Origin of the sequence: Desulfosarcina sp. (genome assembly GCF_033791525.1) — a bacterium.
Lineage (GTDB): Bacteria > Desulfobacterota > Desulfobacteria > Desulfobacterales > Desulfosarcinaceae > Desulfosarcina.
Map to the genome: position 1 here is coordinate 1 of NZ_JASJGN010000455.1, position 4,115 is coordinate 4,115.

Consider the following 4,115-nt stretch of genomic DNA (forward strand, 5'->3'; position numbering starts at 1 on the left):
CCGACGCCCAGTTCGGCCGTGCGGGCGATCTGGTTGATACTGGTGGACTGAATCCCCCTTTTGAACAACAGCCGCCTGGCAGCCGTCAATATCTGACGCTTGCGCGCTTCTTTCTCCCGTTCTCTTCTCTCTTTGAGTCCCATTGCTTTCCTGATTGATGTTGGCAGCCATCCACGGATTTCAGCGCTCCAATTCCGCCTTGAATCGACTGGCCATGCGACGTTCGTAAAATCCCGGCGCCAGTCGACTGATCCAATAGGCAATTTTTCCCACGGTGGTGAGCACCAGCAGGTCCTTTTCTTTCTGGGCCCCGCGGAAGATGGCCTCGGCGGCGCGCTCCGGGGTATCCTGCCTTCCGACCCTCGATTGCGGATATTGGGTGACGGTTCCATCCCCCCCCAGGGCCCGGTCCTGCAAATGGGTCTTGATGAAGCCGGGGCAGACCACCATGACGTGGACGCCATGGTCCCTGATTTCGCTGCGCAGGGAGGTGAACAGGCCATGCATGGCGTGTTTGCTGGCGGCGTAGCCGGTGCGGCCCAACAGAGGTGCCACACCGGCGATGCTTTCATTGGAAATAATCAGGCCGCGCCGCTGGATCAGGCTGTGGATGGCCGCCTTGGTGCAGTAGAGGGCGCCGAAAAAGTTGACCGCCATGACCCGCTCGTATACCTCGATGCGGGTCTCCGTAAAGGCACTGCGCTGGGTGATGCCGGCGTTGTTGAACAGCACATCGATTCCGCCGAAGCCGTCGATGACGGTCTGTATGGCCGCTTCACAGTCGGCACGTCGGGTCACATCACAGCGCAGGCCCATGACCCGGTGGCCGGCCCGGCGGAACTGCCCCTCGCATTGCTTCAGGCGCGCTTCGTCCATGTCCAGCAGGGCACAGGTCGCACCGGCCCGGGCAAAGCGTTCGGCCACGGCCAGCCCGATTCCGCTGGCCGCACCGGTAACCACCACAACTTTATTGGAAAATTTCCGTCCGGCCACGCCTATCTCCTTTGTTGAAAAACGCGCATCCGCCAAAAAATGCGATCACAACCGGGACGCCGCCGGATCCGCCTGCTCAGCGCCAGGCAGCGGGCGACGGGTGAAGATAAACGCCGTGGTCAGGCCGGCGATAATATGCCACACCCCCCACCAGGCCACGAGAATGGCCATGCCTCCCACACCGTCGAAGAAATTGAAAACCAGCACCAGTCCCAGAGCCGAATTCTGAATGCCCACCTCGATGCAGGTGGCGCGTGCATCCCGCTCTTCCAGCCTGGCCAACCGCCCGGACCAGTATCCCAGATTCAATGCCAGGGCATTGTGCAGAAACACCGCAAACATGACGATGCCCACATAGCTGATGAAATTGTTCCAGTTGGCCGCCAATGCACCACCGACAATCAGGATGAAAAAGACCAGGGAAAAGATCTTGAAGGGGCGGCGCACCCGGTCGGCCAGGGTGGGGAAAAACCGGGCCAGCATCTGCCCGAGGATCAGCGGGATACCCAGAATGACAAATATGGTGATAAAAACATCCACGGGACTGAGGCTGACCCGGCGCAGGATCTCGGCCGTGGCCGGATTGAGGCTGCCCCAGATGGAAAGGTTCAGCGGGGTCATGACAATCGCCGCCACAGTGGAGATGGCCGTCATGCTGATGGACACCGCGCAGTTGCCCTTGGCCAGGTAGGTCATGATGTTGGACAGGTTTCCGCCGGGGCAGGCCGCCACCAGAATCATCCCTAAGGCCATGGACGGATGGGGTTTTAATACCAGGATCAACAGGAAAGTGAATGCCGGCAGCAGGATGAACTGGGCGATCAGACCGATGCAGGGTGCTTTGGGAGAGACCAGGATACGCTTGAAGTCGTCGAGTTTCAAATCCAGGGAAACGCCCAGCATCATCAGGCCGATGGCCGCGTTGATCACCATGAGCCCCTGAGGGTTGAAGTTTAGCCGGACCTGATCGATGGCGAGCGGTTCCATGGGGGTTCTCCTTTTTTTGAAGACCGCACCGGATTTTATCCAAAGACCCGATGCGGACTGCCGACAATGCCATTTACATCTTGCCCGATCGTGCCGCCGCCCACAACCAGTTGCCCGGCGGATCCACATTGGCATCGGGATCGACGACCACATGAATCACGGCAGGTTTTCCGGAGGACACAGAGCGTTCCAGGGCCGGCAGGATCTCCTGGACAGCTTCCACGAATTCACCGTGACACCCCATGGCCGTGCCCACCTGATCGTAGCGAACCGGTGCATGGTCATGACCGAACCAGGCGGCGTCACGCCCGAACTGGCGCTGTTGAGCGCTCTTTTCCATGCCGTAGGCACCATCCACGGCGACAAGGATGATAACGGGCAGACGGTTGCGCACGGCGGTTTCCAGTTCCTGGATGTTGAAACCGAAGGCGCTGTCACCGGTCACACAATAGACCGGTTTTTCGGGGCAGGCCAGTTTGGCACCGATGGCGTATGGCAGCCCCGTACCTAAGTGCCCGTAGTTCATCGAGTAAATAACCGAGCGCGATTTTTTGGCAACATGATAATGCAGGTCCCACAGGGTTGTGTTACCCCCGTCCATGACGAAGATGGCATCCTCGCTGAAAAAGTCGTTGCAGACCTTCAAAATCTGACCGGTCAACATGGGCGTGCGCGCCGTGTCGGCCATCGCGTCATCCAATTCCTTTTGAAACTGATCCTGAAGGGCCCTGAGTTCGGCGATTTTAGCATGATGGGGGCGCTGTTGCGTCAACTGTCGAACTTCTTCGAAAAGCTGCGCCAGCACGAGTCGCGCGTCCCCGATCAGTGCAATATCGGTGGGCCGGTTGAGCCCGATATTGGTGGGCTCTGTGTCGATCTGGATCAGGCGCTGCTTGTCCGGTTCGCCGAACATGGGCGGCTGGCCCCACATATTGAGCTCGCCCAGCCGCGTCCCCACCGCCAGGACCAGATCGGCCTGATTGTTGGCCACGATGCGTGACATGCAGGTGGGATGAAAGCAAAGGGGATGATCGTCAGGAATGATGCCGCGGGCCCGGATGGTATGGGTCACCGGGCATCCCAGGTGGTCGGCCAGTTTACGGACCTGATCGCCGGCATCGGCGCGTTCCGAGCCATTTCCGCAGTGAATGTTGACCAGATCCGCATTTACCAGCATCTCCGCCGCCTTTTTAACGATCGCGGGGTCTGCCGGCATCCGATCAACCACCCGGTATCGTTGCGGGGCGATGATGGCCACGCCGGCGTCGTCACTCTTTTGGGAGATGATATCCTCCGGGATGAGAATGTGGGTAGGCCCGGGTCTGCCGGACATGGCGGTGCGGAAGGCGTGTCGCACCATATCGGGAATCCGCTTCCAGTGGTCGACTTTTCCGTTCCATTTGACCGCCGGCCTGAACACGTCCAGGTGGTTGCTGACCTGCATGCCCCCCTGATGGACGTAAGAATCGGAAATGTCGCTGCGACGCGTCGTGGTGATGGCCACGACCGGGCTGCCTTCGGCCTGGGCACACATCATGCCGGCCACCAAATTGGCCGCCCCCGGACCCGCACAGGCCATTACCACCGCCGGCCCCCCGGTCACCCGGGTGTAGGCGTCACAGGCATGGGCGGCGGCCGCTTCATGACGCGGAACCACCAGCCGCATATTCAATTCTTCACCGAGCCGCTCCAGGGCTTCGATCACCATCATGTAGGTGCCGTCGGTGATGGCGTTGATATGGCGCACCCCTTCGGCGTGCAGGCACCTCAGTAACAGTTCCCCCCCGGTTATTTCAGCCATGTTCCCTCCAGTATACTTGGTTTGATGTAATCGTTGACGGCTCCGTAAGAAGTCCGATATCTGCGTTACGCTTCACCCCTCGTCACTGCGGAGTACCGTATGTACGCCTCATTCCTCGGGATGGAACATGAATGTTCGCCGTAAGGATCAAGATCAATTTGCTGTTCGCTCGCTCAAGCTCGCTACCGCGGCCCACAAGCCTTGATCTCGAACGCTTTACGAAGCCGTTTGATCTATGACTTTTTATTAGTCCATCTTCCTTATCGTCGCGAAAACAGATTGCCAACGACAATACCAGTGGTAAATGCGGCCAGCAATGCGAGCGCAGGATGCT

General features: G+C 59.2%; 3 protein-coding genes. All 3 read right to left on the reverse strand.

Going from position 1 to position 4,115, the window contains the following annotated elements:
• Positions 1-180: 180 nt before the first annotated feature.
• The gene (locus QNK41_RS21430; protein WP_319261412.1) at positions 181-993 is read right to left on the reverse strand and encodes an SDR family oxidoreductase; all 813 of its coding nucleotides are present in this window, start codon (positions 991-993) and stop codon (positions 181-183) included.
• A gap of 45 nt (positions 994-1,038) precedes the next feature.
• Complete coding sequence (locus tag QNK41_RS21435; protein ID WP_319261414.1) at positions 1,039-1,980, reverse strand: bile acid:sodium symporter family protein; 942 nt, start codon at positions 1,978-1,980, stop codon at positions 1,039-1,041.
• Positions 1,981-2,053: 73 nt separating this feature from the next.
• Complete coding sequence (locus tag QNK41_RS21440; RefSeq protein WP_319261417.1) at positions 2,054-3,781, reverse strand: thiamine pyrophosphate-binding protein; 1,728 nt, start codon at positions 3,779-3,781, stop codon at positions 2,054-2,056.
• Between the last annotated feature and the right edge of the window lie 334 nt (positions 3,782-4,115).

What these genes read in the sequence shown, in the direction of transcription:
- QNK41_RS21435 (WP_319261414.1), bottom strand. Translation starts at nt 1,980, where the DNA reads ATGGAACCGCTCGCCATCGATCAGGTCCGGCTAAACTTCAACCCTCAG.
- QNK41_RS21440 (WP_319261417.1), bottom strand. Translation starts at nt 3,781, where the DNA reads ATGGCTGAAATAACCGGGGGGGAACTGTTACTGAGGTGCCTGCACGCC.